Raw genomic sequence first — 21,320 nt, forward strand, 5'->3', positions numbered from 1 at the left:
GCAGACCCTATGCTTGACCGCAAATGGCAGACAAGACAACGTGCGCAATCATCGGGGGCGGCCCGGCCGGCATGGTTCTCGGGCTGCTCCTGGCCCGCGCCGGGGTGGAGGTCACACTGCTGGAAAAGCACGGTGACTTCCTGCGCGATTTTCGTGGCGACACCGTGCACTGCTCCACCATGCGTCTCCTCGATGAGCTGGGCTTGTGGGAGCAGTTCTCCCGGTTGCCCTTCAACGAGGTCCGCAAAGCGGCATTCGAATCGAATGGGCGCTCGGTCACCTACGTCGATTTTGAGCGACTCAATCAACCCCATCCGTTCATCGCGATGGTGCCCCAGTGGGATCTCCTCAACCTGCTGGCCGAAGCCGCCACTGCCGAGCCGACTTTCACGTTGCGGATGAACACGGAGGTGACCGGCCTGCTCACCAACAGCGGCCGGGTCACCGGGGTTCGCTATCAAGACGCCGACGGCCCGGGCGAACTGCGCGCCGAGCTCACCGTCGCCTGCGACGGCCGGTGGTCGATCGCCCGGCAGGCCGCCGGTCTGCGCACCCGCGACTATCCGGTGAAGTTCGACGTCTGGTGGTTCAAGCTGCCCAACGACGACGATGCGGAGTTCTCGTTCGCGCCCCGCACCGGCCCAGGCAAGGCGCTGGCCGTGATTCCGCGCAAGGGTTATTTCCAGATCGCCTACATCGGGTTGAAGGGCACCGACGCGCAGTTGCGCAGCCGCGGGATCGAGACATTCCGCAGTGAAGTCGCCGCGCTGGTGCCGGAAGCCGCCCGATCGGTCGGAGCGTTGGCGTCCATGGACGACGTCAAGCACCTCGACGTGAAGGTGAACCGGTTGCGTCGCTGGCACTGCGACGGGCTGCTGTGCATCGGCGACGCCGCGCACGCCATGTCCCCGATGGGAGGCGTCGGCATCAATCTGGCGGTTCAGGACGCCGTCGCGGCGGCGACCATTCTCGCCGAACCCCTACAGCGTCACCACGTCACCGACCGGGATCTGGCAGCCGTCCGCCGCCGCCGCCTATTTCCCACTGTGGTAACGCAATTCGTGCAACGGATGCTGCACCGGGGACTGTTGGGTCCGCTGCTCCGCGGCCGGGATCCCGCGCCGCCGACGGCCCTGCTGCGGGTGCTCGAGCGGTTGCCGTGGCTGTCGCTGGTGCCCGCATACTTCATCGGGGTCGGTGTATTACCCGAGCACGCGCCCGAATTCGCCCGCCGCTAGCGTCGAGCGATGTCTGACGTACCGGCGCCGTTGCGCATTGGCATCCTGGGTGCGGCCCGCATCGCGCCGAGGGCCCTCATCAAACCGGCCAAGCAGAACAGCGCGGTCGTCGTCGCCGCCGTCGCGGCCCGCGACATGGCGCGCGCAGCAACGTTTGCGGCTGACCACGGCATCGCCCGCGTCCATCCCAGTTACCGCGACCTGATCGCCGATCCCGAGATCGACGCCGTCTACAACCCGTTGCCCAATGGCTTGCACGGCCGGTGGACGCGGGCGGCACTGGACGCGGGCAAGCATGTGCTGTGCGAGAAGCCGTTCACCGCCAACGCCGCGGAAGCGCGCGAAATCTCCTCCCTGGCAACGCAATCGGATCGGGTAGTGATGGAGGCATTCCACTATCGCTATCATCCGCTGGCCTTGCGCGTCGAACAGATCATCGCCTCCGGCGAACTCGGCACGCTGCGACACGTCGAGGCGGCGATGTGCTTCCCGTTACCGAAGTTCGGCGACATCCGCTACGACTACTCGCTGGCCGGTGGGGCGACGATGGACGCCGGTTGCTACGCGGTGCACATGGTGCGCACGTTCGGTGGTTCCACACCGGAGGTGGTGTCGGCACACGCCAAACTGCGCGATCCCCGGGTTGACCGTGCCATGACGGCCGAGTTGAAATTCGGCGACGGGCACACCGGACGGATCCGCACCTCGATGTGGTCGAGGGACCTCTTGCGGATGAGCGCCACGGTGACGGGCACCGACGGGGAGCTTCGGGTTCTCAATCCTGTTGTGCCGCAGCTTTTTCACCGGCTGACCGTCAGATCTGCCGACGGCCGCAGGGTGGAACGCTTCGGGCGCCGCCCCTCGTATGCCTACCAGCTCGACGCGTTCGTGGCGGCGGTGACGCACAGGGAGCCGGTCAAGACGACGCCACAGGACGCCGTCGAGAACATGACCGTGATCGACGCGATCTACCGCGCCGCGGGGCTGCCGTTGCGCCAGCCGAGCTGATGCTCAGCCGGCGGCCTCCGTCAACACCCGCCGCGCCGCCTCCACACATGGTCGCAAGCGGTCGGCGGGGCTGAAGCCGGCCAGCGCCAGCGATCGCTGCGGCACTTCCAGTTCGATCACCAGGCCGGTCGGCAGCGCACGGATGATGTCGCGCAGCGGTAACTCGCCGTCGCCGGGAGCCAAGCGCTCGTACATGGCCTCCTCCAGGTAGTCGGCGCTGCGCGGCCGGCGCGTCGTGTCGTTGAGCTGGGCGTAACCGATGTGCCCGGAATCGATCCCCGCCAGATCGGCCGGAGTGCACCCGGTGCGCGACACGTGCATGGTGTCGATCAACAGCTGGAAATCAGGCCGGCCGACGTGCCGCGCCGCGGCCAGCGCCGTCGGCACGTCGGAGACGGCGAGGCCCGGCACGGGTTCCACCACCGTGCTGATGCCCCGTTCTGCGGCAAGCTCAGTGAGCACCGCGAACTCGTCGAAAGTGCGACCGAGGTCGTTATCGAGGCTGACCACATTGAGCCGCGGAATGCCGAGTTCGGCCACGACGTCGAGATCGGCGGCACACCCGCGTACATCACCGCCGGGTACCACCAGAAAGCCGTCGGCGAGTGTGATGGTGACGCCGTGATGCCGCAATGCCGCACCGAGCGAGTCGCGCAGCGCATGGTCTTTCTGCAGCGAAAACGGCGGATAGCCCAGCGGCAGCAGCGGGCCTCCCCGGAGAAACAGGGAGATGAAACGGCACTCGAGTGCGGCCGCCACCTCGACGAACTCCACGGGTGGTAGCCCGAACACGCTGAGATAGCCGATGCCGAGTTGATCCATGTCGTGTCGCAGGTTACAAGGCGCGACGATTGAATTTCGCGGAGATCGGGTATTAACACCATTGCTGATATTCCTCAGCCTGTTGTTCAGGCGCCGAAGGGGCGCCATCCGGGTTGAGAAGAGGAGGCGAACGTAATGGATATGAAAAAGTTGCTCGGAACGACCTTGATGGCGGGCGCCCTCGCAGCCGGCGCTCTGGGAGCAGGCGCGGGCACCGCGGTAGCGAAGCCGGGGCCCAACATTCCAGGTCCTCCCGGGCCGAACATTCCGAGAATTGACGACAACGGCTGGCGGCCGGCACCCGGGCAGATCAAGCAGTACTGCCCGTGGCAGTCGCCCCCGGGCCACTGGATCGGCGGCCCGCACGGCATCCCGTGCACCTGATGCACTGACTGAGACGCCCTGATCGCGGCCGTAGTGTTTCAGCTACGGCCGCGCAGGGCGGCCCAGAGCACAGGGGAGTGGTCCATGACGTGGTCCAGGCCGACATCCGCCGCGTTTCCCCGGCACATTCATCTCGGCGGCGGTGCCCTGGAACAGCTGGGCGCATTGATCGACGTGCTGCAACTGCACCGGCCGCTGGTGGTCACGGACCCCTTCCTCGCCGCTAGCGGTGCCGCCCAGCGGGTGATGAGCCTGCTGAGCGCGGCGGGGAAAACGCCGGCACTGTTCGACCGCACCGTTGCCGACCCCACCACCGCTTCGCTGACGCAGGGCGTCGCGGCGCTGCTCGAGCACCGGGCCGACTGCATCGTCGGCTTCGGCGGAGGCAGTCCGATGGATACCGCAAAAGCGTTGGCAGTGTTGGCTTTACAGCCCGGGCCCATGCGCCGGTTCAAGGCGCCGAACAACTACGCCGGACCGGCGCTGCCGATCATCGCGATCCCGACCACGGCGGGAAGCGGATCGGAGGCAACGCAATTCACGGTGATCAGCGACAGCGACACCAATGAGAAAATGCTCTGCCCCGGGCTGTCGTTCCTGCCCGTCGCCGCGATCGTCGACTTCGAACTCACGATGACGATGCCCCCTCGACTGACCGCGGACACCGGCGTCGATGCTTTGACGCACGCGGTCGAGGCATACGTCAGCCGCAAGGCCAATCCCATCAGCGACGGCTTGGCGCTCGCGGCCATCCGCCTCATCGCAACGCACCTCAAGCGGGCCTACCTCGACGGCTCGGACGCCCCCGCCCGGGCGGCGATGATGGCGGCCGCCACCCAGGCCGGGATGGCCTTCTCCAATTCGAGCGTCGCACTGGTGCACGGAATGAGCCGGCCGATCGGGGCGCACTTCCACGTCGCGCACGGGCTCTCCAACGCCATGCTGTTCCCTGCGGTCACAGCGTTCTCCGTGGCCGGCGCGCCGGGACGGTACGCGGACTGTGCCCGGGCCTACGGGGTGGCCGACGCGACGACGAGCGACCAGGCCGCCGCCGGGGCGCTCGTGGACGCCCTCGCCGCATTGTGCGCCGAACTCGAGGTCCCCACCCCCAGGTCGTACGGCATCGACAGTGCCGCTTGGCAATCGCTCATTCCCTTGATGGCCGAACAAGCCGTGGCTTCCGGTTCGCCGGCCAACAATCCCGTGATTCCCGGGCCGGCGGAGATCGAAGCGCTCTACGCAGAGATCTACGGCTGATCGTCGCTCCCGCGGGTAGCCGACACTACACATATAGAGTAATGTCTGCGCCCAGACCCGAGAGGGGTTGACGATGGACAGACGACGAAAACCCAACCCGGCCGAACGCCGGCGCGACCTGTGTGACGCGGCAATACAATTGCTGGCCGACGACGGCGCCAAGGGGTTGAGCCACCTGAAGGTGGACCGGAAGTCCGGCGTGCCCGACGGGACGACTTCTTTCTATTTCCGGACCCGCTCGGCACTGCTGCTCGCGGTGGCCGAACGGCTGGCAGAGCTGGACCTGGCGAACCTGCAGTCGGTCGCCGACCACGCAAGTCCCGCCGGTACCGGCAAGGGCCGCCGGTCGCCGTCGTTGTTATCCCAAGTGGTGATTCAATCCGGTTGCGAGCCCGAACTTTCCCGAACCAGGGCCAGGTACGAGCTGACGATGCAGGCCGCGCGGGACCCGGCCCTGGCCGCCACCCTGGCACACGGCACGGAGGCGTTCACCAAGCTGCACCGCGAGATCCTGGTCCAGCTGATGCCTCGCGGCGCGGAGCTGGAATCCGCCGTGGTCGAAGACCTGAGCAATATCACCCTGACGTTCATCAACGGCCTGCTGCTGCGGTTCGCCCACGGTGACCGAATCGTCGACAGCCCAGAACAACTGGACAAGATCCTGGCCGCCATTGCCAGCGGAGTCTTGAAGAGTCCCTACAAGGGACAACTGACCGGCGATTCCGGTCAGTGAATCACCCGGTGCGCAAATCGAACTCATCACCCGCTTCCCGTCGTCGCGGGCAGCCTGCTCAAGTAGAGAGAGAGTCACATGCCTGAATTCGATTACGAAGAAATGAAAAAGGAAGCCGAGCCGTACATCAAGTTCGAGAAGGACGTGAAGAACCGGATCGCCTACATCACGTTCGACCGCCCGGACGCGCAGAATTCCACCACCCTGGGCATGCGGCAGAATTATGCCGACCTGATCCACAAGTGCAATGTCGACGACGACGTCAAGGTCGTGGTAATCCGCGGCGAGGGCGAGGATTTCGGTAGCGGTGGTGACCTGCCCGAACAGCGTGGAATGCTGGAGAACCCGGGCATGCCGCTACTGCACGAGCTGGCGATCAACGACGACGACGTGAAATATCCGCCGGGCGGCTCCTACCGCTACCTGTCCACCGTCACCGACTTCTACGCCAAAGCCCGCGCCGGAAACCGCCCGCTGCAAGAACTTCGGAAGATCAGCATCGTCGAGGCCAAGGGCTACTGCTACGGCTGGCACTTCTATCAAGCCGGCGACGCCGACCTGGTGATCTCCTCGGACGACGCCCTGTTCGGACACCCGGCGTTCCGCTACGTGGGCTGGGGGCCACGCTTGTGGTGGTGGGCCGAGACCATGGGCTTGCGCAAGTTCTCCGAAATGTTGTTCACCGGGCGGCCTTTCAGCGCCAAGGAGATGTACGAGTGCGGCTTCATCAACAGCGTGGTGCCGCGCGACAAGCTCGAAGAGGAAACGGCCAAGTATGCGATGGCCTGCGCACGGTGCCGGCCGACCGATACCGTCGCGGTGCAGAAGACGTTCTTGGAGCTCTACAAGCAACACAAGGGCGAATATTTCGGCAGTCTGCTCACCGGGATGGTCGAGGGGATGCTGCCGTTGATCGCCAACGACCAGGACAACGACGTCGACCTCACCGAGGGCACTTTCGGCAAGGGTCTGAACAACGTCGTCAAGGACAACGACCTGAACTTCCCGCCGGAGTGGCGTCTGAGCCGTTCGGGACGCCAGAAACCCTGATGACGGGGACACTGGCCGGCACGGTGGCCCTGGTGACCGGCGCCAGCAGCGGTATCGGCGCGGCGACGGCCAAAGCGCTTGCCGCCCAGGGTGCCGCCGTGGGGCTGCTGGCGCGGCGGGCCGACCGGTTGCGCGTATTGCGGGGTGCGATCGAAGCCACCGGCGGCACCGCGTTGACCGTGGTGGCCGATGTCAGCGACGCGGCGCAGGCAGCGGCGGCGGTGCAGCGCACGGTCACCGAACTGGGCCGCCTGGACGTTGTGGTGAACAATGCCGGACTGATGCGGACCGGGCCGGCAACCCAAGCGCCGCTACAGGATTGGGATGACCTCGTCGCGGTCAACATCCAGGGGGTGCTGTATGTCACGCGAGCGGCACTGCCTCTTCTGGTCGAGGCGGCGGTTGACTCACCGCGCGGAGTAGCCGATCTGGTGACCATCAGCTCGACCGCGGGGTGGGTGGCGCGCCCCGGAACCGCGGTCTATTCGCTGACCAAATTCGGCGTGAACGCGTTCAGCGAGGCGGTTCGGCAGGAACTGCTGGGCAAACGGGTCCGGGTAGGTGTGGTCGCCCCCGGAACCGTTGACACCGAGATCTTTTCGCATTTGGACGCGCCGTCGCGAGAGGCGGTGGAGCGGCAGACCGCGGGGATGGTCAAGCTGCGACCGGACGACGTCGCCGACGCGGTGCTCTACATGGTCACCCGCGCCGGCCGAGTCGCGGTCAACCACATGCTGGTGCGGGCGTCCGACCAAACCTGGTGAGGCCGGGGACCGCCGATTGTGAAAATCCCGACGCTACATCGGCGTGTCCCGTCGGAGAATTCACACTCGGGGAAAAGCGAGGGTCAGCACGGCTACCTGAACGTCGTCAGCATGCCCGCCGCCGATCGCTGCCAGGTGAACATCTCGGCCCGGTGCCGCGCACAGACGCGACGGTCGCGCTCCGGCCGGTCGACCAGGTCACGGACCGCGCGCGCGAATGCCACCGGGTCGTTGTCGGCCAGCGCACCGCTGTCCGCGGTGATGATCTCCGTCAGCGCCGAGGTCCGTGACACTACCGCTGGAGTGCCGCACGCCAGCGATTCCAGGGCGGCCAGCCCGAACGTCTCGTGCGGCCCAGGCGCCAATGCCACGTCGGCGGTCGCCAGCAGCGCGGCAACGACTTGCCGGTCGGCAACGAACCCGGTGAATTCGATTGGCAGGCGGGCCGCTTGCCGCTGCAGCCGGGCCCGCAGGGGGCCCTCGCCGACCACGACCAGCCGGGCGTCGACGCCGTCATCGCGCAGGGCCGCGAGGGCGTCAATGCTGCGGTCGGCGCGCTTCTCGACCGACAAGCGTCCACAGTGCACCAGCAGGATCTGGCCGGGCGTGGCGAAGCGCTGCCGCAGTTGCGCGCTGTGCCGGCGCGGGTGGAAGGTCCGCAGGTCGACACCGAGTGGCACGGTGACGGTGTTGGTGGCGCCGATGCGATCGAACTCCTCCCGGGCGAACTCGGTGGTGCACACCACGGTGTCGTAGTCGGCGGCGGTGCGCCGGTTGGCCACGTCGGCGAATCTCTGAGCGGCTCGTCGCGGAAGTACCTGTCCCGCAAGGCGATCCAGACGCTCATGGGAGATCATCACGGTGGTGGCGCCGTGCTCGCGACCCCACCGGCCCAGGGAGCGCAGGGTGAGCCGGTCGGACACCTCCAGCGCGTCCGGGTTCAGCGCGGTCAACAGTGTGCGCACCGGCGCGGGCATGATCGCGCGGTATCCACCCGTGCAGGGAAGCAGCCTGGCCGGCACCGTGATTCGCATGACACCGCTGTCGAGCCGGCTGCGTTCGGCGCGGGCACCCGGTACCACCAGGAAGACCTCGTGCCCCGTTGCGCAGTATTCGGCGCCCAACCGGTCAACCGCCGTCCGCAGCCCGCCGGACCGGGGCCCGTAGAAGTTGGCGACCTGAACCACCCGCATACGGTGAGCGAAACGGTCGGGTATGTGCGGTCAACGAGCGCGGGCCCACGACCGCCTGAATAGTTCGTGAACCTCGGGTTCAGCTGGGTTTCTTCAAGTGTGGCCCCAGCATCTGCTGCCACGCCCGGGACATGTTCTGGAACTCTTCCTCGCAGTTGCCGGCCCGGTCTTCGGGCAGGTCGCCGGAGGTGACGATGACGGCGTTGGCGGTGGTATCCGACCCGTAGATCCAGCACTCCCAGTTGTACATCCGGGTGATGTCCATCGAGTGCCCGTCCCAGAACGGGAGTTCGTTGGCGTCACCGGCCTCTTTGGCGCTCAGCTTCCAGTCCTGGGCGGTGTCCATAGCGATCCGGACACCATTGGGGTACGGCTTTCCATCGGCCCCGGGGGCCAGCAGCTCGAATGCGGACAACTGGTCGGCAACGTCCTCCTCGCGTCCGGTGAACGCGAGGTCGTAGACGTTGAGCGTCGCGTGCCCGAGTTCGTGGTAGAACCCGGAGATCGTCGCATCGACCGCGGCTTCGGCCGGGTTGGGATTGCCGGTATTGGCGAACCGCTGCCGGCTCTGCTGAATGTCCTCGTAGCACAACTGGATTTCGTTGGCGTTGGGATCCCAGTAGTCGTTGGCCTCGCCGCACTGCTTGCCGACGGCTCCGACATCGTGCGGCAGGTTCAGCGTGTCGTTGACGTGCGCCGCGACACTCTCCAAAACCTTTGCATCCGACATCAATTGGCGGCCTGCCTGGGCCTCCGGGGTGGTCGCGTCCTCGTAGCGGAAGATCATCTTTCCGGCCGGGGTGGGTTCGCTCGCCGGGTCGGTGCGCGAGGTTCCCGGGGGCCGCTCGGCCGCCCGCGGATGCGCATCGGCGTGGTTTCCTTTCGATCCGCCACATCCCGCCGCCGCCAGCATCGCGGCGCACGCCGCGACACCCATGAGTCGCCTGCTCATCCCTCGAGCTCCCTTCGATGGAACCAATCGACGGTCTGCCCAGGACCTCTGAGAACGGTACGACACCCGGCGGCACAAAACACCGCGTTGGCGGTAAGAGTCCAGCCGACGGTCTACGGGCTGGAGAGCAGCAGCATGACCCGCCCACCCGGGGGCGGTTCAGCGAACGCACCGACGTCGAAGCCGTAATACGTGCGCTGGGTGGCGGTGATGTCCTCGATCACCCTTCCGGTTGCTTTGAGGGTGCCGTGCCTGACGTCGGCCATCATTCCTCTGAAGTCGGCCACTGCCAGCGACTCGGCCAGCAGCAGCGCCTCGCCGCCGGAGCGCAGCGCCACCTGAACTCCGGCACCGGCGTAGTTGTTGCCGCCCCGGCCGGTGCCACGTGGTGCCCAGTAGACGGGCGGGGACGACACCGTCCCCTCCACCCGTCGAAACACGCCGGCGGTGTCGGCGACGGTGACGAGGGGCAGCGCCGCGATGGTGCGCTTCTCCTTGAGCCACATAAAACCCAGCGGGATACAGACGATCGCGTACATCAACACCACCAGCACGAGCACCGGCTTCCACGCGATTTCCCAGCCCAGGCGCCGCGGCGAAATCGGAACTGCACTCAACTGCTCGTCGAGTCGGCGGCGACCCAACCGCAGGACGTACCAGGACACAATGCGTGCCATCGCCATCCCGGCAAGGACGACCATGCCGACGATGCCGCAGGCGCGGAAATAAAAGGTGCTGTCGCCCTGGTTACGGGTTGCGGCGAACATCACCGCCGGGATCGGTGCCGTCAACAGCAACAGCAGCGCGTACGAAGGGTGGCTGGTGAGGTAGGGGTAGGTCACCGTCCAGCCCCGGTTGGCGCCGTAGACGGTCACCGGGCCGGCATCGGCGTGCGCCACCGGAGTCCACGATCCCTCGACCACACGCGGCCGCACCAGTGACCGCACGAACAGGAAGCCGAAGATCAGCGAGACGACCAAAGCTCCCCAGAACACCCCGGAGAGACGTTCGCCGGTCCCGGGCACGCCGAACGCGCCGTGGATGTCGATCAGTTTTCCGATGAAGAAGGTCAATGGCACGACGAAGAACAACTCGAGCAGCCAGACTTGGATGAGCTGCGGGATGCGGGAACCGATACGGTCGAAGGCCAGCACGCGTCGCCAGAGAAACCGCAGAACGCCCATGACGGGCGACCTTATCCAGTGAGGATTGCAGGTGGGCACGGTTTGACCAGCATGGCCGCAAACGGCCACGGCACGCCGCATAATCGCTGTCGATCGGTGGGCTGGGGTGGTTGAATGAGCCGACTCGGTCGGGGGTTACATCGCGATGTCAATCGAGAAGGTGATACGCCAGGTGAATGGGTTGCTTCGTGATACCCGCCGGTCAGCTCAGCTGAGGCTGACGCATTGATCCCTCGGCTCATCTATCGATTCGCGTTGCTGATCGTCGGGGTCTGGGCATTCGCCGCCGTCGCCGGCAACAGCATGGCTCCGCCACTCGAGCGGGTCGTGGCAGATATGGACCAGCCGTTCCTGCCACCCGGCACCGCGACCGCGATGGCGGTGCAACGCTCGGCCGCCGCCTTCGGCCAAACGCCTACCGACAACATCGGGTACCTGGTGCTCGAACGCGACGGCCGGCTCGGCGACCAGGACCGGGCCTACTACGACCAGCTCGTCACGGCGCTGCGTGCCGACCACAAATATGTGTACGAGGTGACGGACTGGTGGCAGATGCCGGCGGCCGGCAACACCGCGGTCAGCCGTGACGGCCACGTGGTGACGGCCACCCTGAGCCTTGACGGGGTGACGGGGTCGACCGAAGCCGTCGACTCGATCACGGAGGCGCGCGCCGTCGTGGCGGGAATCCACCCTCCGGACGGTCTGCACGTCTACATCACCGGCGCCGGCGCCACCATCATGGACGAGTTCGCCGAGATCGACCGGCAGACTCAGGTCATCACGGCAGTGACGCTGGGTGTCCTGCTCGTCTTCCTGATCATCCTGTACCGGTCACTGATCACGGCCCTGGTGCCGCTGGTGTCCGTCCTGTCGGGGTTGACCGTCGCCAAGCCCATCATCTCGGACCTCGCCTCCCGTCCGGTGATCAACGTTTCACTGTTCTCGTTGTCGATCGCCGTCGCGGTTGCGGTCGGGGCAGGCACCGGCTTCGCCATCTTTCTGATCGGCCGCTACCACGAACAGCGCAGAAACGGCTTCGTTCCGGTCGACGCGCTGGCGGACGCCTACCGCAGCGTCGCGCCGACGATCATCGGCTCGGTCCTCATCGTTGTTGCGCCGTTGGGCGCGTTGGCGTGGCTGAGTCTCGCCCGTATCAGCATGTTGGCCACGACCGGCATCCTCTGCGCAATCGGTGTGCTCGCGGTCGGGCTCGCCACGCTGACGCTGACGCCGGCCTTGATCGCGCTCGCCGGCCGCGCCGGGCTGATGAAGCCGCCGCAGCGCGAACGTCTGCGCCGGAACTGGCGCCGCGTCGGCACCCGCGTCGCGCGCTGGCCGGCACCGATCCTGGTGGCCAGCAGCGTGTTCGTGCTCATCATGCTGCTCGGTCTGCCGGGCGTGCCGATCGGCTGGGACGAAACGGCGTCCACTCCATCCAACACCGAGGCCAACCGTGGGTACCGTGCCGTCAACCAGCACTTCGATGCCAACCACGTGCAGCCCGACGTCGTCACGATCGAGGCTGACGAGGACCTGCGCAACCCGGCCGCGCTGACCGTGATCGGCCGGGTCACCGGCGCGATCATGGGGATCTCCGGCGTGCGCATGGTGCAGTCGGCCAGCCACCCCGGCGGGATGGTCTCCAAGCAGGCTTCCCTGTCAGCCACCGGCGGCAATGTCGGCGACCGGCTCGACCAGTTCTCCGACCGGCTGGACGCGAAGCAGTCGACCTTCGCCGACCTCGACGCCGCTGTGCGTGAGCTGGGTTCGGGCCTGGATCTGATCCAGGCCGGGGCGCAAGCGGGCTCCTATGCCATCGGTGGTGTGAGCCTGGCGGTGCGTTTGACGCAGCAGGCCACGGACAAGATCCGGGCCCGTGCGGCGGACGTCGCCGAGATCTTCGATCCGCTGCGCAAGTTTGTCGGAGCGATCAGCGACTGCCGCACGACCCCGGTGTGTTCGTCGGCCCAGGAGGCGGTGGACTGGGCGAATGCGGTCGTCGGCGGTGCCGGGAAACTGGCCGACGCGGCCGATCAGCTGGCGAAGTCGGCGGTGGACGCGGCGGCGGCACCGGGCGTCACCCTGCCTGCGGTGGTTGCCACCGTCAGCACCGAGATGGCGCAGGTCCGGGGGATGGCGGCGCAGTTCAGAGAACTGCTGGGCAGTGCCCGTCCGGTGCCGACCCAGGAACTTCCCGACTATCTGCATCAGTTGGCCGGCGCCTCCCAGGGCAACCCCGGCTCCAACCTCTACGCGTCCCGCCGCATCCTGACCGACCCGGGTATGCGTCCCACGCTGGACCAGTTCTTCCCGCCGAACGGGCGTGCCACCCGGATCTTCGTCTACGGCCAAGGGCTCGAATGGGGTGATGAAGGCGCGGCCCGGGCCCGCTCGATCGAGGCTGCGGTCACCGAGACACTCAGAGGCAGCGGCTTGAAAGTGACGGCCGTCGAACTCACCGGTGTCGGGCCGGCGACCCGCGACCTGCAGGACATCGTGGGCGGCGACCTGGCCCTGATGGTGTTCATCACCCTCGGCGTCATCCTCTTCATCGCCGCGCTGCTGTTGCGAAGTCCGATCGCCGGATTCGTCGTGCTCGCGACGATTCTGGCCTCTTACGTCTGCGGGCTCGGCGCCAGCGTGCTGCTGTTTCACCGCCTGTTGCACCACGACCTGCACTGGTCGGTGCCGCCCATCGCGTTCGTGTCGATGGTCGGCATCGCCTCCGGCGGCAACCTGTTGTTCGCGCTGCGCATCCGCGAGGAACTCGCCGCGGGGCTGCGCACCAGCATCATCCGCGCCTCTGCCGCGACCGGAATGGTCGTCACCGCCGGCGGCGTCGTGGTCGGCCTGACGATGCTTGCGCTCGGTATCAGCAGCGTGCTCAGCGTCGCGCAGATCGGCGTCACGGTCGGACTCGGCCTGGTGCTCAACGCGCTGGTGGTGCGCGCGTTCGTGTTGCCGGCCATGATGGTGGTGCTGGACCGCTGGTTGTGGTGGCCGCGCCGCTCGGCCGCCGACGAGGAAGAACTCGAACCGGCGACCGCGGCCAGATGAGCACACCCCACCTGCTTGCCGGGCGCGGTGCGGTGGTCGTGGGGGGGACGCGCGGAATCGGGCGCGCGGTCAGCGAACTGCTCTGCGCGATGGGCGCACGCGTCGTGGTCAACGGCCGTGACCCCGACGTGGTCGCACAGTGCGTCGACGCGCTGACCGCGGCGGGCGGCGATGCGGTCGGAGTGGCCGGGGCGGCGGACGACGAACACGTCGCCGCGGGCCTGATCGAGGCGTGCACCGAGTCCTTCGGACGGTTGGACATTCTGATCAACTGCGCCGGAATCGCCGAGCCACCAGGCTCTTCGATCCTGCGGATCGCACCGGCGGAGTTCGACGCCTTGATCGGTGCGCACCTCGGGACGGTGTTTCACACCTGCCGGGCGGCCGCGCCGGTCATGGCCGCCCAGGGGCACGGCACCATCATCAACACCGGTTCGGTGGCATTCCTCGGCGACTACGGCGGCACCGGCTATCCCGCCGGCAAAGCCGCCGTCAACGGCTTGACGATGGCCATGGCGGCAGAACTGAAAAGCGCCGGGGTGCGGGCCAATGTGGTGTGTCCCGGCGCCAGAACCCGGTTGTCCACCGGCCCCGAGTACGAGCGGCACATCGGCGAACTGCATCGGCGCGGACTGCTCGACGAGATGACGATGCGCGCCTCCCTGGACCCCGCCCCACCCGCCTTCGTGGCCCCGCTCTACGCCTACCTCGCCAGCGACCTGGCAGGTGAGGTCACCGGCCAGATCCTGGTTGGGGCAGGCGGTTTCGTGGGCAGATTCGGACGGCCCACGCCGGCGCTGCTCGGCTACCGCGACCACAACGACAGCCGGCCGTGGTCCGTCGACGAACTGCACGCCATGATCGCGGGCTGATCATCCGATCAGACCGAACACCAGCAGGGACAGCGCGTAACCGGCCAGCACCACCGCCGACCCGGCCAGACTGGTGCGGGTCGAGGCGCCGTCGATCGGGTCGAGCCAGCGACGGAACGGCCGCGACGCCGCGGGGACCAGAACCCATTGCAGCAGAGCGACACTGATCACGTTGCCGACGAAAATCGCTGCTGCCGGGCCGATTCCGATTCGGCTCAACGCGGGGGACAGCGACTTGGAGAGCAGGACCACGGTGGGATACAGGCAGAGCACCACGAGCATTGCGGACTTCCACCCCGGCGTGATCTTGGCCTGACCATCGGACACCCGGACCGTCGAACCGAACGGCGCGCTGCGCGGCAGCTCGGCGAAATCGTGCGTCAATTCCTCGCGCAGGCGGGGCAGGGCCTCCCGGCGCTCGGCGGACCGAATCCAGTCGGCCAAGCGCCCGGCGGTGCGGAAGCGCAGCACTGACATCCACTGCCCGTCCCGGTCTGCCGGAAACAGCGCTGTCCCTTCATATCCGGGGAAAGTTGCCGTAACGAGCGCCAAGTCACTTTGTGCGCCAACGAATTCCGCGTCTTTCCCCGGGGCGACGGGATGCAGGAACACGGCTGCGTCGCCCGGTGGTAGATCGCCCGGAGTCAGAATGATGTCGGAGGCGCAACGTCCGAATCCCTGCTCCGCGCCGTCAGCGAGGACCGCTCGGCGCTGCACGCTGTCGAGCCAGACGTCGAGGGTCTCGGCATCGTCGAAAGACACCTCGACGGCCCAGTCCAACTGGCCGTCGCCGGGAACCGATTGGCGCGCAGTGGCATATCCCGGTGCCTGCCCGGCCGCGGCGAGGTACTGCCCGACCCAATTAGCGAACCGATCCGGATCCCGGGGTGGATGGAAAATCGAGATCGCGGCGGCGCCAACTGTCATGCCGTTTGTCTACCATCCGTGGCTCGAGGACATGCGGATCAGCTCGGCTCGCGACGACAGCCCGAGCTTCATGAAGATCTTGCGCAGGTGATAGTCGACGGTGCGCGGGCTGAGGAACATCAGCGTCGCAATCGAGCGGTTGGTTTCTCCCGCACTGACGAAGCGCGCGATCTGCAACTCCTGCGGCGTGAGCTGATCGACGGCACTGACATCGCGCTTGCGCGTGTTTTCGCCGGTGGCCTGCAGTTCGGCGCGGGCCTGTTCGGCCCAGGGCGCGGCGCCGAGCCTCTCGAAGGTCTCGTGCGCGGAACGCAGATACTTGCGCGCCTCGGCGCGACGACGGCGCCGCCGCAGGTTCTCGCCGTACCGCAACTGGGTGCGGGCGGTATCGAACGGCCGGCCGCCACGCGCATGCAGGCTCAGCGCCTCGTCGAAGTACCGGTCCTGCTCGCCGTCGTCGGCCAGCAGGGCGCGGCACCGAGCCACCAGGGCCTGCGCCCATGGGGCGCCGGTGTCTCGCGACCACGCCTGCAGTGCCGCCAGGCGCGCCGCCGCGGCGTCCTGGCGCTGAATGCGCACGGCGGCCTCGACGAAATCCGGGGTGGCCATCAACGTCACCATCTGATTGCCTTCACCGGGGGCCGCGCCGGCCAGCGACCCGAGCCGGTCGAAAGCTTCCTCCGAACGGCCGGCGCCGAGATCGAGCGCCGCCAGTGCCCAGGACGCGATGGCCGCGTGCGGGCCCAGGCGATATGAAATTGCCTGCGCAAGTGCGGGTTCGGCGTGGTCACGGCAGTCCTGGATGCGTCCCTGTATCGCCGCGACCAGCGCCAGCACGGCGTGCAGGTGTGCCGCCGGATTGTGCTGTCCGGTCTCCTGCGCCAACCGAAGCCCCTCGGTCGCGTCGGCCAGTGCTGTCGCGTAGCGACTGGTCAGCGTCTCCACCATCGCCAGCGGGCCGAGCAGCAACGGCAGGGTCGCGACGTCGGCGGCCACCCGCGTCTTGGCGACCGCCGTGCAGAACAGATCGATGGCGCGGGAATCTTCGCCCAGAAACATCGCGCCCGCGGCCGCGCCCATCAAGACCCTCGGTTGCTGGGCGGTGGTGGCCAGTTCCACGGCGGCCCGGAGCTTGGCCGCGGTGGCTGTGGTGTCCCCGCGCAATAGCCCGGAAAGTCCGGTAATCACATGCGCTGCAACAAATTCGGGGCGGTCGCCGGCCGGAAGCGCGGCGAGCCGGTCGGCGACCGTGGTCAACCGTGCGAGGTCGCCGCCGGCCCACGCCAGCTGCCCGGCCTCGCCGAGCATCAGGGCCGCCCGCTCCGGTTCGGTGGCGGCGACCAGCTCCGAGGCGCCGACCAGGATGGCGTACGCGGCCGACGGGGTGCCGCAGTGCGCTTCGATCGATCCGCGCAAGTGTGCGATGCGGGCCCGCAGTGGTGCCGCGCCGGCCAGTGGCAGGGCCCGGTCCAGGATTTCCTGGGCCCGTTGGGACTGCCCGGCCGACCACGCGGCCGCGGCCGCATCGGCCAGCCTGGCCGCGCGCAGCTCGGCGGCGGCGGTGAGCGCAGCGGCGCGTTCGAAGGCGGCGGCGGCCGCGTCGTGTCCGCCGCGCGCGGCGGCGCGCTGGGCTGCGGCCTGCAACGCGTCGGCCGCCTCGGCGTCCGGCCCTGGCGCAGCGTTGGCGAGATGCCACGCACGGCGGTCGGCGTCGGCATCGGTGTCCAGGCAGGACGCCAGTGCGAGCTCCACCTGACGGCGGCGCTGCGATGTCGCACCCTGATAGACCGCCGATCGCGTCAGCGGATGGACGAACGACACGACTGCCGATTCCACGTGCACCAACCCGGCGGCCTCGGCAAGGTCGAGCGCATCCGGTCCGGCGCCCAGGACCTGCGCCGCGCGCAACACCCCGTCGAGTTGCCCGGTCCCGTGTGCGGCAGCTACCAGCAGCATCGACTGGGCTTGCGGCGGCAGCCGCCCGACGCGGTCCAGGTACAGCCGCTCCAGATCGGTGCTGACCGGCAACTGGTCCGGCAGAACCGTCCGCCCGGCGATCTGCTGCGCGGACAACAACCGCCCCAGTTCAGCGATGGCCAGCGGGTTGCCCCGGGTGTCGGCAACCAACCGGTCGCGCACCGTCGCGGCGATCGGCGTGCCGGTGCGTTCGGTCACCATCCGCGCGACGGCGCCGGCATCGATCCCGGTCATCCTGAGCTCGGGCAATCCCGGCGCCTCGAAGGGCCGGTCGTCGCGTGCGGCGAAAATCATGGCGATTCCCTCGGCCTGCATCCGCCTGGCGGTGAACGTCAGTGCGTCGGCCGACGGCCCGTCCAGCCACTGCGCGTCGTCGACCAGGCACACCAGCGGGAGCGTCTCCGCCGATTCGGCCAGCAGACTCAGCACCGCAAGCGAAATCAGAAACCGGTCCTCAGCGGAGGCCGGACCCAGTCCGAAGGCACCGAGCAGCGCCGCCCGCTGTCGGTCGGGGATGGCCTCACACCGCTGCAGGACGGGCCGCAGCAGCGTGTGGAGCCCGGCGAAGGGGAGCTGCGATTCGGTCGGAATGCCCGCGGTCCGCAGCACCTGCATGCCGCCGGCCTGCGCCGCCGCGTAGTCAAGCAGCGCGGACTTACCGATACCGGCTTCGCCGTGCAGCACCAGAGCGCCGCTGCGCTTGGACCGCGCGGCCACCAGCAGGTCATCTACCTGCGCGCATTCCCGCTCCCGGCCATGCAGCACAGCACCGATCGTAGGACCCGGACCGGTGCCGGTACTGGTGACTTCACTGATTCGACGCCACCGCGCAGACGCGACGCTGGAGTGACGTGAAAAGGACGTGAAAAGGAGCTGAGATGAAGACTCTCGAGGCAAGTACCGACGTCGCGGTGATCGGCGCGGGCCCCACCGGTTTGATGTTGGCGGGTGAGCTGGCGATGCGGGGCGTGCGAGTGCAGGTCCTGGAACGACGTGCACAGGAGCCGAACATCACCCGGGCGTTCGCCATGCATGCGCGGACTCTGGAACTACTCGACGCCCGGGGGCTGGCCGACGAGATCCTGGCGCGCGGCTTCCGGGTCGGCGCGGTGGCCCCGATACCGGGAGCGACGGTCTCGCTGGCCGACGAGCTGCAGACCCGCTACCCGTTCATCCTGATGGTGCCGCAGAGCGGGACCGAACGGGTGCTGGCCGCCCACGTGGAGCGCCTCGGGGTCCCGATCCGGCGGGGCGACGAGCTGGTCGGCCTCGAGCAGGACGGCGACGGCGTCAGCCTGACCCTCGCCGGCGGGGGCAGCCTGCGCGCACGTTACGTGGTCGGGTGCGACGGAGCACACAGCGCGGTGCGCCGGCTGCTGGGCGTGAATTTCGTGGGCAAGCAGTATCAGACGCACATCATGCTGGCCGACGTGAGACTGTCCAGGCCACCTGCCGAGCAGATGTTCGCCAGGACAAATGCCGACGGTGTGGTGCTGGTCCTGCCGTTCGGCGACGGCTGGTATCGCGCCATCGCGTGGGACCGCCGGCATGAACACGAACCCCTGACCGAGCCGGTGACCGCGGCGCAGATCCGCGACGCCATCGGCAGGATCGCCGGAGAGGACTTCGGCCTGGGTGAAATGCGTTGGAGTTCAAGGTTTCTCAGCGAACGCCGACAGGCCCGCCGGTACCGGGTGGGCCGGGTGCTGCTGGCGGGCGACGCCGCGCATGTTCATTCGCCCATCGGCGGGCAGGGCATGAACACCGGGATCGGCGACGCGGTGAACCTGGGCTGGAAGCTGGCCACCGTGGTTAATGGGGTGCTGGACGGACGGGCGGGTGACTCGCTGCTGGACAGCTACGAATCCGAGCGGCATCCGGTCGGCGCCGACGTGCTGGCGATGACCGACATGCTCAACCAGTTGGTGCTCGGGCGCTCCGCGATACGCCGGGTGTTGCAGCGCTTCGCCATTCGCACCATCCTGCGTTTTCCGCGGAGCCGTCGCACGGCAGCGCAGCGGCTCAGCGGCATCGCTATCGCTTATGCACGCCAGTCGCGAGCGGACGACCCCCTGGTGGGGCACCGGATGCCGGACATGGACTGCGACGGTGGCCGGCTCTACGAAATGCTGCGCAGCGGCCGCTTCGTCCTGCTCACCGGCGGCGTCACCGTCGACTGGCCGGGCGTCGACCGGGTGAACCACCGCGACGCGACGCTACCCGCGGTGGTGTTGGTTCGGCCGGACGGATATGTCGCGTGGGCAGCCCGCCGGCTGCCGACGGCCGGCGAAGTCACTGAAGTGCTCACCCGGTGGTGCGGCGAAAAAAAGATCGGTTTAAGCGGAGAGCATCCGGGGTACGCGGTGCGGAACCTCGGTGCCTGGGGATGGAGCCGGGGGGTTATCACTGATAAATGTGCACGTGACTAGTCGGGTGGGCGGCTATGGAACGACTAAGCGGTCTTGACGCTTTCTTTCTCTACATGGAGACACCGACGCAGCCCTTGAACGTGTGCTGCGTGCTGGAGCTCGATACCTCGACGATGCAGGGCGGGTACTCCTACGCCCGGCTTCGTTCGGCGCTGGCGAAACACGTCCGCGCGGTGCCGGAGTTTCGAATGAAACTTGCTGACACGCAATTGAATCCGGACCACCCGGTCTGGGTGGACGACGAGAGCTTCGCGCTGCGCCGCCACCTGCACCGGGTGGCCGTGCCGGCGCCGGGCGGCCGCCGCGAACTGTCTGAGATCTGCGGACACATCGCGGGTCTGCCGCTGGACCGGGACCGCCCGTTGTGGGAGATGTGGGTGGTCGAAGGCGGCGCCCGGGAGAACGGGCTCACGGTGGTGCTCAAGGTGCACCATGCCGTGGTCGACGGAGTGGCCGGCGCGAACCTGCTGGCGCAGCTGTGCAGTCTGGTGCCGGACGCCCCGAATCCTCAGCCGGTCGCCGGTGCCGGGCGCGCCAGCACCGTGCAGATAGCCGCGAGTGGGCTGCTCAACGTCGCCAAGCGACCGTTCCGGCTGGCGACGGTGGTACCGGCAACGTTGCTCACCGTCGCGCAGACGGTGCTGCGAGCGCGCGAGGGCCGCACGATGGCCGCACCGTTCACTGCGCCGCCGACCCCGTTCAACGGCCAGTTGACCCGCTCCCGCAACGTGGCATACACCCAGCTCGACATGCGCGACGTCAAGCGGGTCAAGGACCGGTTCGGGGTGACCGTCAACGACGTCGTGGTGGCGCTGTGTGCGGGGGTCATGCGGCGGTTCCTGCTCGAGCGCGACGAACTGCCCGATGCCCCGTTGGTGGCCACCGTCCCGGTCTCAGTGCGCGATAAGTCGCAGCGACCGGGCCGCAACCAGACCACGTGGATGTTCTGCCGCATGGAGACCCAGATCGCCGATCCCGCGGAGCGCATCCGCGCCATCGCCGCGGGCAACAACGCCGCAAAGGACCACACCGCGGCGATGGGGCCCAGCCTGTTACACGACTGGACCGAGTTCGGCGGGCAGACGATGTTCGGCGCGGCGATGCGGATCCTGCCCCGAATCCCGTTGAGTACCAGTCCGGTCCACAACATGATCATGTCGAATGTGCCCGGGCCGCAGGACCAGCTGTACTTCCTGGGCTGCGGCATCGAATCGATGTATCCGCTGGGCCCGCTGCTCAGTGGTGCGGGACTCAATGTGACCGCGATGTCTCTCAATGGAGCACTGGGGATCGGCATCATCTCTTGCCCGGACCTGGTTCCGGACCTGTGGGGGATGGCCGACGCGTTTCCCGACGCGCTGAAGGAGTTGTTGGTCTGCCGCGATCCGTCGGCCGCGGGACGTCCGCCGGACGACTGATCGGCCTGTCTGCCGCGGTGCGGCCGGGGGTTTGTGGCACGTTATAGCCGTGCAA

At 67.8% G+C, this 21,320-nt stretch carries 17 protein-coding genes; 11 read left to right on the forward strand and 6 right to left on the reverse strand.

All coding sequences use genetic code 11. The features are described from left to right. The first annotated feature begins 23 nt into the window (after positions 1–23). Entirely contained in the window at positions 24–1,238 is a 1,215-nt protein-coding gene (locus tag C0J29_RS15080) for an FAD-dependent oxidoreductase (RefSeq protein WP_120792813.1), read from the forward strand. Positions 1,239–1,247: 9 nt separating this feature from the next. Then, positions 1,248–2,246 carry a Gfo/Idh/MocA family protein gene (locus C0J29_RS15085; RefSeq protein ID WP_120792814.1) on the forward strand — a complete coding sequence of 333 codons (999 nt, stop codon included), beginning with the start codon at positions 1,248–1,250 and terminating at the stop codon, positions 2,244–2,246. 3 nt (positions 2,247–2,249) lie between these two features. Here the strand turns inward: C0J29_RS15085 and C0J29_RS15090 are convergent, their stop codons facing one another. After that, positions 2,250–3,068, reverse strand: a complete 819-nt coding sequence (locus C0J29_RS15090; protein ID WP_120792815.1) for a sugar phosphate isomerase/epimerase family protein — start codon at positions 3,066–3,068, stop codon at positions 2,250–2,252. 135 nt (positions 3,069–3,203) lie between these two features. Between C0J29_RS15090 and C0J29_RS15095 the strand changes: the two genes are divergently transcribed. The 5 genes from C0J29_RS15095 to C0J29_RS15115 all read left to right on the forward strand — a co-directional run bounded on the left by C0J29_RS15095 (position 3,204) and on the right by C0J29_RS15115 (position 7,256). Next, the gene (locus tag C0J29_RS15095; RefSeq protein ID WP_065049496.1) at positions 3,204–3,452 is read left to right on the forward strand and encodes a hypothetical protein; all 249 of its coding nucleotides are present in this window, start codon (positions 3,204–3,206) and stop codon (positions 3,450–3,452) included. Positions 3,453–3,536: 84 nt separating this feature from the next. Then, positions 3,537–4,709: an iron-containing alcohol dehydrogenase gene (locus tag C0J29_RS15100; RefSeq protein ID WP_120792816.1), complete on the forward strand. Its 1,173-nt coding sequence runs from the start codon at positions 3,537–3,539 to the stop codon at positions 4,707–4,709. 73 nt (positions 4,710–4,782) lie between these two features. After that, positions 4,783–5,442 (forward strand): TetR/AcrR family transcriptional regulator, encoded by a 660-nt coding sequence (locus C0J29_RS15105; protein ID WP_120792817.1) that lies wholly within the window; start codon positions 4,783–4,785, stop codon positions 5,440–5,442. A 78-nt stretch (positions 5,443–5,520) separates the two neighbouring features. Then, positions 5,521–6,492, forward strand: a complete 972-nt coding sequence (locus tag C0J29_RS15110) for an enoyl-CoA hydratase/isomerase family protein (protein ID WP_065049502.1) — start codon at positions 5,521–5,523, stop codon at positions 6,490–6,492. After that, the gene (locus C0J29_RS15115; RefSeq protein ID WP_120792818.1) at positions 6,492–7,256 is read left to right on the forward strand and encodes an SDR family NAD(P)-dependent oxidoreductase; all 765 of its coding nucleotides are present in this window, start codon (positions 6,492–6,494) and stop codon (positions 7,254–7,256) included. Before C0J29_RS15110 ends, C0J29_RS15115 begins: the two co-directional genes overlap by 1 nt. A 92-nt stretch (positions 7,257–7,348) precedes the next feature. Here the strand turns inward: C0J29_RS15115 and C0J29_RS15120 are convergent, their stop codons facing one another. From C0J29_RS15120 to C0J29_RS15130, 3 genes are all read right to left on the reverse strand, one after another. Then, complete coding sequence (locus C0J29_RS15120; RefSeq protein ID WP_120792819.1) at positions 7,349–8,449, reverse strand: glycosyltransferase; 1,101 nt, start codon at positions 8,447–8,449, stop codon at positions 7,349–7,351. A 79-nt stretch (positions 8,450–8,528) separates the two neighbouring features. Further along, a complete protein-coding gene (locus C0J29_RS15125; RefSeq protein WP_120792820.1) occupies positions 8,529–9,401 on the reverse strand; it encodes a DUF4344 domain-containing metallopeptidase in 873 nt (290 codons plus the stop codon). Positions 9,402–9,514: 113 nt separating this feature from the next. Continuing rightward, on the reverse strand, positions 9,515–10,585 hold the full coding sequence (locus tag C0J29_RS15130; RefSeq protein ID WP_120792821.1) for a hypothetical protein: 1,071 nt from the start codon (positions 10,583–10,585) through the stop codon (positions 9,515–9,517). Between the two features lie 225 nt (positions 10,586–10,810). On the opposite strand from C0J29_RS15130, the gene C0J29_RS15135 reads away from it, so the two are divergent. Continuing rightward, a complete protein-coding gene (locus tag C0J29_RS15135) occupies positions 10,811–13,642 on the forward strand; it encodes an MMPL/RND family transporter (protein ID WP_120792822.1) in 2,832 nt (943 codons plus the stop codon). Further along, on the forward strand, positions 13,639–14,514 hold the full coding sequence (locus C0J29_RS15140) for an SDR family NAD(P)-dependent oxidoreductase (RefSeq protein WP_120792823.1): 876 nt from the start codon (positions 13,639–13,641) through the stop codon (positions 14,512–14,514). Before C0J29_RS15135 ends, C0J29_RS15140 begins: the two co-directional genes overlap by 4 nt. On the opposite strand, the gene C0J29_RS15145 is transcribed toward C0J29_RS15140, so the two are convergent. Further along, positions 14,515–15,441 (reverse strand): putative antibiotic biosynthesis monooxygenase, encoded by a 927-nt coding sequence (locus tag C0J29_RS15145; protein WP_120792824.1) that lies wholly within the window; start codon positions 15,439–15,441, stop codon positions 14,515–14,517. 9 nt (positions 15,442–15,450) lie between these two features. Next, positions 15,451–18,183 (reverse strand): helix-turn-helix transcriptional regulator, encoded by a 2,733-nt coding sequence (locus C0J29_RS15150; RefSeq protein WP_162951477.1) that lies wholly within the window; start codon positions 18,181–18,183, stop codon positions 15,451–15,453. A 113-nt stretch (positions 18,184–18,296) separates the two neighbouring features. Between C0J29_RS15150 and C0J29_RS15155 the strand changes: the two genes are divergently transcribed. Both C0J29_RS15155 and C0J29_RS15160 read left to right on the forward strand, forming a co-directional pair. Then, positions 18,297–19,847, forward strand: a complete 1,551-nt coding sequence (locus tag C0J29_RS15155; protein WP_120794744.1) for an FAD-dependent monooxygenase — start codon at positions 18,297–18,299, stop codon at positions 19,845–19,847. 14 nt (positions 19,848–19,861) lie between these two features. Then, positions 19,862–21,265 (forward strand): WS/DGAT/MGAT family O-acyltransferase, encoded by a 1,404-nt coding sequence (locus tag C0J29_RS15160; RefSeq protein ID WP_120792826.1) that lies wholly within the window; start codon positions 19,862–19,864, stop codon positions 21,263–21,265. Positions 21,266–21,320 lie beyond the last annotated feature (55 nt).

Source organism: Mycobacterium paragordonae (genome assembly GCF_003614435.1).
Taxonomy (GTDB): Bacteria; Actinomycetota; Actinomycetes; order Mycobacteriales; family Mycobacteriaceae; genus Mycobacterium; species Mycobacterium paragordonae.

Bases quoted from the DNA above. Each gene is read 5' to 3' on its own strand.
- C0J29_RS15080 (WP_120792813.1), top strand. From the start codon at position 24: ATGGCAGACAAGACAACGTGCGCAATCATCGGGGGCGGCCCGGCCGGC.
- C0J29_RS15085 (WP_120792814.1), top strand. From the start codon at position 1,248: ATGTCTGACGTACCGGCGCCGTTGCGCATTGGCATCCTGGGTGCGGCC.
- C0J29_RS15090 (WP_120792815.1), bottom strand. From the start codon at position 3,068: ATGGATCAACTCGGCATCGGCTATCTCAGCGTGTTCGGGCTACCACCC.
- C0J29_RS15095 (WP_065049496.1), top strand. From the start codon at position 3,204: ATGGATATGAAAAAGTTGCTCGGAACGACCTTGATGGCGGGCGCCCTC.
- C0J29_RS15100 (WP_120792816.1), top strand. From the start codon at position 3,537: ATGACGTGGTCCAGGCCGACATCCGCCGCGTTTCCCCGGCACATTCAT.
- C0J29_RS15105 (WP_120792817.1), top strand. From the start codon at position 4,783: ATGGACAGACGACGAAAACCCAACCCGGCCGAACGCCGGCGCGACCTG.
- C0J29_RS15110 (WP_065049502.1), top strand. From the start codon at position 5,521: ATGCCTGAATTCGATTACGAAGAAATGAAAAAGGAAGCCGAGCCGTAC.
- C0J29_RS15115 (WP_120792818.1), top strand. From the start codon at position 6,492: ATGACGGGGACACTGGCCGGCACGGTGGCCCTGGTGACCGGCGCCAGC.
- C0J29_RS15120 (WP_120792819.1), bottom strand. From the start codon at position 8,449: ATGCGGGTGGTTCAGGTCGCCAACTTCTACGGGCCCCGGTCCGGCGGG.
- C0J29_RS15125 (WP_120792820.1), bottom strand. From the start codon at position 9,401: ATGAGCAGGCGACTCATGGGTGTCGCGGCGTGCGCCGCGATGCTGGCG.
- C0J29_RS15130 (WP_120792821.1), bottom strand. From the start codon at position 10,585: ATGGGCGTTCTGCGGTTTCTCTGGCGACGCGTGCTGGCCTTCGACCGT.
- C0J29_RS15140 (WP_120792823.1), top strand. From the start codon at position 13,639: ATGAGCACACCCCACCTGCTTGCCGGGCGCGGTGCGGTGGTCGTGGGG.
- C0J29_RS15145 (WP_120792824.1), bottom strand. From the start codon at position 15,441: ATGACAGTTGGCGCCGCCGCGATCTCGATTTTCCATCCACCCCGGGAT.
- C0J29_RS15155 (WP_120794744.1), top strand. From the start codon at position 18,297: ATGAAGACTCTCGAGGCAAGTACCGACGTCGCGGTGATCGGCGCGGGC.
- C0J29_RS15160 (WP_120792826.1), top strand. From the start codon at position 19,862: ATGGAACGACTAAGCGGTCTTGACGCTTTCTTTCTCTACATGGAGACA.